The organism is Micromonospora sp. 4G55 (assembly GCF_016803375.1).
In genome coordinates this window covers 1-4,661 of sequence record NZ_JAEVHN010000495.1, presented here as the reverse complement: position 1 = coordinate 4,661, position 4,661 = coordinate 1, and the positions used below count along the sequence as shown (strand labels likewise).

At 72.7% G+C, this 4,661-nt stretch carries 5 protein-coding genes; 2 read left to right on the top strand and 3 right to left on the bottom strand.

The genetic code is table 11. From position 1 onward, the window contains the following. Positions 1-154: 154 nt before the first annotated feature. The 3 genes from JNW89_RS28225 to JNW89_RS28215 form a co-directional block, all read right to left on the bottom strand. Positions 155-1,177 carry an ABC transporter permease subunit gene (locus JNW89_RS28225; RefSeq protein ID WP_238451404.1) on the bottom strand — a complete coding sequence of 341 codons (1,023 nt, stop codon included), beginning with the start codon at positions 1,175-1,177 and terminating at the stop codon, positions 155-157. Next, positions 1,174-2,184, bottom strand: a complete 1,011-nt coding sequence (locus JNW89_RS28220) for an ATP-binding cassette domain-containing protein (RefSeq protein WP_255541338.1) — start codon at positions 2,182-2,184, stop codon at positions 1,174-1,176. Before JNW89_RS28220 ends, JNW89_RS28225 begins: the two co-directional genes overlap by 4 nt. A 120-nt stretch (positions 2,185-2,304) precedes the next feature. Further along, positions 2,305-3,090, bottom strand: coding sequence for a DeoR/GlpR family DNA-binding transcription regulator (locus tag JNW89_RS28215; protein WP_179802095.1), 786 nt, complete (start codon positions 3,088-3,090; stop codon positions 2,305-2,307). A gap of 199 nt (positions 3,091-3,289) precedes the next feature. Here JNW89_RS28215 and JNW89_RS28210 point away from each other — a divergent pair, with 199 nt between their 5' ends. Beyond that, positions 3,290-4,219, top strand: a complete 930-nt coding sequence (locus JNW89_RS28210; RefSeq protein ID WP_238451403.1) for an SIS domain-containing protein — start codon at positions 3,290-3,292, stop codon at positions 4,217-4,219. A 56-nt stretch (positions 4,220-4,275) separates the two neighbouring features. After that, on the top strand, positions 4,276-4,661 hold a 386-nt coding region (locus tag JNW89_RS28205), incomplete at its 3' end, for an ROK family protein (RefSeq protein ID WP_238451406.1).

The following is a 4,661-nucleotide window of genomic DNA, read 5'->3' as shown; positions in this document are numbered from 1 at the left end:
CGCGGACGCGTCGGCGGGCATGCTCGCTCCTCACACAGCGCGGACGGCCGGCAACTCCTGACGCCGACCGGGGGACCCCAGCGTAACCAGGGCCGCTGTCCGACGCATCCGACGCGCGCCGGGCCCCGCGCGGTGCGCGGGACCCGGCCGGCGGTCAGGAGATGTCGCGCCGCCGCATCGTCCAGAGGGCCGCGCCGAGCAGCAGGACCAACCCGCCGATCAGCAGGGTGGACGAGTGCTGCCAGGTGATGTCGAGCGTCTCCGGCTTGCACTCACCGGAGAACGAGACGTTGTTGCAGGAGTCCCAGTTCTCCAGGGTCACCTTCTTCTGCATCCAGGCCAGCGCGTAGGTGGGCAGCAGCCACGCCTCCACGAACTTCACGTTCGCCATGCTGAGCAGGATGCCGACGCCGAACTGGCCCACCACGGCGAGCGCGATCGCGCCGCCGAGCGCCATCGCGGTGTGCCGGCCCAGCGAGGCCAGCGCGAAGCCGATCGTCGCGGCGGTCAGCACCAGCAGCAGCCCGCGCAGCCCGGTGAGCGCGAAGGACTGCCAGGCCCCGGACGTCGTCTTCGCGGTGGTGCCGCGGAAGGTGCCGACCAGCCAGAACCCGACGGTCCAGACCACCGCCGAGGTCAGGGCCAGGGTGAGCAGGCCGGTCAGCAGCGCCGCCAGCTTGGTCAGCAGTACGGTGAGCCGCTTCGGCCGCCAGAGCAGCAGGTTCATCATTCCGCCGGTGCTCCACTCGGCCCCGACGAAGGAGGCGCCGACGACGAACCCGACCAGCGCCAGGATCGCGGTGAAGGGCACCAGCGTGTCGTCGAAGGTCTTGCGGAAGTCGAAGGTGGACGGCAGGAACCACTGCGCCTGGAACGCGTCCCGCGGTGGCGGGCTGATCATCTCGCAGTCCGGCGGGAACCGGCCCTCGGTGTTGGGCGTACCGCCCGACTGGGCCCGCACGCAGGCCGCCTTCTCCTGCTCGGCCCAGCGGACCTGCTCCTGGTACTGCTGCTCGGCCTGGCGCTCGGCGCGGGCCCGCTCGGCGGGGCCGATCTTGTGGTTGGTCAGGAAGACGCCGGCGAGCACCGCCAGCAGCACCAGCACCCCGGCCAGGGTCATCCAGCGGGTGAAGCGCCGCTTGGTCAGCCGGCGCAGCTCCGTACGGTAGAGACTCATGCTCCCCAACCTCCTCCGGCGGCGCCGGCCTGCTCCGACCCACCGACCTTTGTGGACTGGTCGACCTGGCGGTGCTGACCGGGTACCGGCGCGGTCGCGGTCAGTTCCAGGAAGACGCTCTCCAGGTCCACCGCGACCGGGGCCAGTTCGCTGACGTACAGGTGCTGCTCGGCGAGGAGCCGGCTGACCGAGGCGGGCTTGTCCACGCCGGCCAGCATCAGGTGGTCGGGGTGCCGGGTCACCGACACGCCGGAGCGGTCCAGCAGGTCGGCGGCGGCGGCGAGGTCCTCGGCCGCCTCCAGCCGGACCCGGACCCCGCCGTGCGAGTGTGCGGCGAGCACCTGGTCGACCGGGCCGAAGGCGACCCGCCGGCCCAGCGAGATGATGGTGACCGAGTCGCAGATGAGCTGGATCTCGCCGAGGATGTGGCTGGAGAGCACCACGGTCATCCCGGATTCGGCGAGGGTGCGCATCAGGGTGCGCATCTCCCGGATGCCGCCGGGGTCGAGGCCGTTGGCCGGCTCGTCGAGGATCAGCAGCTTCGGGTTCTTGAGCAGGGCCGAGGCGACCGCGAGCCGCTGCTTCATGCCGAGCGAGTACGTCCTGACCCGCTCACCGGCCCGGTCGCGCAGGCCGACCAGCTCCAGCACCTCGTCGACCCGGTTGACCGGCACCTCGCCGGCGCCGGCGAGCAGCGACAGGGTGTCGCGCGCGGTGAAGTGCGGGAAGAACTGCGGGCTCTCGACGATCGCGCCGACCTGACCGGCCACGGTGGGCAGCGCCGCGGGCACCTCGTGCCCGAGGATGGTCATCCGGCCGCCGTCGGGCCGGATGAGGCCGAGCAGGGTCCGCAGGGTGGTGGTCTTGCCCGACCCGTTGGGGCCGAGGAAGCCGTGCACCTGGCCCGCCTCGACCCGCATGTCGAAGCCGTCCAGCGCGTTGCGGGTGCCCCGCCGGCGGCTCTTGTACGTCTTACGTAGACCTTCGATCTCCAGGACAGCCGACAAGCTGCGCCTCCCCCGATGGTGGCTTATGACAGCGGTCACCATACTCGGTATGCCCAGGAGGGCAATACCCGGTATGCATCGGGGCGTCGAGCCGCTACCGACGGTGCATCAACGAGGGAATCAGGCGCAGATGACGTTGACGCCGGCGGCGCGGAACGCCTCCACCACCTCGGTCGCCGCCCCGGAGTCGGTCACCAGCGTCTCCACCCGGTCCACCGGGCAGATCCGGGCGAAGGCGTGCCCGCCGAGCTTGGACGAGTCCGCGATGATCACGACACGCTTGGCCCGGGCCACCATCAGGTTGTTCATCGCCGCCTCCCCCTCGTGGTGGGCGGCGGCGCCGAGCTGCGGGTCGACGGCGTCCACGCCGAGCAGGGCGACGTCCAGGGTCACCTCGCGCAGCAGCGCCCCGCCCAGCGGGCCGACCAGCTCGAACGACTTCGGGCGCACCACCCCGCCGGCGACCACGACCTTCATCCGGGAGCGGACCAGCAGCTCGTTGGCGATGTTCAGGGCGTTGGTGACCACGGTCAGCTGGGCGCCCTCGGCGCTGGTGTTCAGGTCGGGGCGGACGGCCAGGGCGCGGGCGACCTCGGTGCTGGTGGTGCCGCCGTTGAGGCCGACCACGGTGCCCGGGGTGACCAGGGCGGCGGCGGCCGCACCGATCCGCTGCTTCTCGGCGGAGTGCTTCGCGGTCTTGTAGCGCAACGGCAGGTCGTACGAGACGCCGTTGGCGACCGCGCCGCCCCGGGTACGGGTGATCATCTGCTGCTGGGCGAGCTGGTCGAAGTCACGGCGGATGGTGGCCTGCGAGACGTCCAGCCGCTCGGCCGCCTCCTCGACGCTGACCCGACCACTGTCGGTCAGCATCTCGAGCAGAGCGTTCCATCTGGCGTACCGGTCCACCGCGGGGGCCTCCGTTGACTCTGCACGAACGGTGATTGATTGCGTGCACAGTAGTGCGCGAAACTACGAGGGCGCAAAACCACCATCTGCGCGATCCGGGAGCTGGTTGCCACGGCCACCCGGGTTCGCGCAGAATGACGCGCGAAAGACGGCTGTAATGAGCCGTATTGCGCACCGCCGCCCTGTGCGAGGAGTTCTCATGGCGTACGTCGACGCGGAGATCGCGAGCCAGCCCGACTGCTGGCGGGAGGCGGCACAGCTCGCCGGCACCGTCGCCACCGACCTGCCGCGCCCCGGCGAGCGGGTCGCCGTCGTCGGGTGCGGCACCTCCTGGTTCATGGCGGCGGCGTACGCCGGGCTGCGCGAGCGCGCCGGCCACGGCGAGACCGACGCCTTCCAGGCCAGCGAGTTCCCCACCGGCCGCCGCTACGACCGGCTGATCGCAATCACCCGCTCCGGCACCACCACCGAGGTGCTCGACCTGCTCACCGCGCTGCGCGGGCAGACCCCCACCACGGTCCTCGTCGGCGACCCCGCCTCGCCCGCCACCGGGCTGGCCGACGCGGCGGTGACCATGCCCTTCGCCGACGAGCGGTCGGTGGTGCAGACCCGCTTCGCGACCACCGCCCTGGCGCTGCTCCGCGCCCACCTCGGCGACAACGTCGAGGCGCTCGCCGCCGACGCCGAGGTGACCGTCCGGGCCCCGCTGCCGATCGACCCGGCCCGCATCGAGCAGGCCACCTTCCTCGGCCGGGGCTGGACGGTCGGCCTGGCCCAGGAGGCCGCGCTGAAGTGCCGGGAGGCGGCCACCTTCTGGGCCGAGGCGTACCCGGCGATGGACTACCGGCACGGCCCGATCTCGATCGCCGCACCGGGCCGGCTGGTCTGGGCGTTCGGCGAGCTGCCCGAGGGACTGCCCGAGGACGTGGCGGCCACCGGCGCGGCGTTCGTGCACAGCCGCCACCACGGCTGCCGCACCGTGCTGGGCAGCTGGGCGGCGGGGCGTACCCCGGTCGACCCGATGGCCGACCTCATCCTGGCCCAGCGCTTCGCGGTCGCCCTGACCACCAGCCGCGGCCTCGACCCGGACGCGCCCCGGCACCTGAGCCGCTCCGTGGTCCTCGCGTGACCGACGCCCCCGACGGTGCCCCGGTCGTCGTCGCACTGGACGTCGGCGGCACCGGGATGAAGTGCGCCCTGGTCCGCCCGGACGGCGCGGTGGTGCACGCCGAACGACACCCCACCGGTGCCGGACGCGGCCCGGCCGCCGTGGTCGACACCATCCTGGATGTGGCGGAAGGGCTGGCCGGCAAGGCCCGCGCCGACGGCCTGACCCCGATCGCCTGTGGCATCGGGGTGCCGGGGCTGGTGGACGAGGTCGCCGGGGTGGCGGTCTGGTCGTCCAACATCGGCTTCCGGGACGTACCCCTGCGGGAGCTGGCCGCCACGCGGCTCGGACTGCCCACGGCGCTCGGCCACGACGTGCGCGTCGGTGGCCTCGCCGAGAGCCGGCTCGGCGCCGGCCGGGGCGTCGGACACGTCCTCTTCGTCGCCGTCGGCACCGGCATCGC

What these genes read in the sequence shown, in the direction of transcription:
- JNW89_RS28225 (WP_238451404.1), bottom strand. Translation starts at nt 1,177, where the DNA reads ATGAGTCTCTACCGTACGGAGCTGCGCCGGCTGACCAAGCGGCGCTTC.
- JNW89_RS28210 (WP_238451403.1), top strand. Translation starts at nt 3,290, where the DNA reads ATGGCGTACGTCGACGCGGAGATCGCGAGCCAGCCCGACTGCTGGCGG.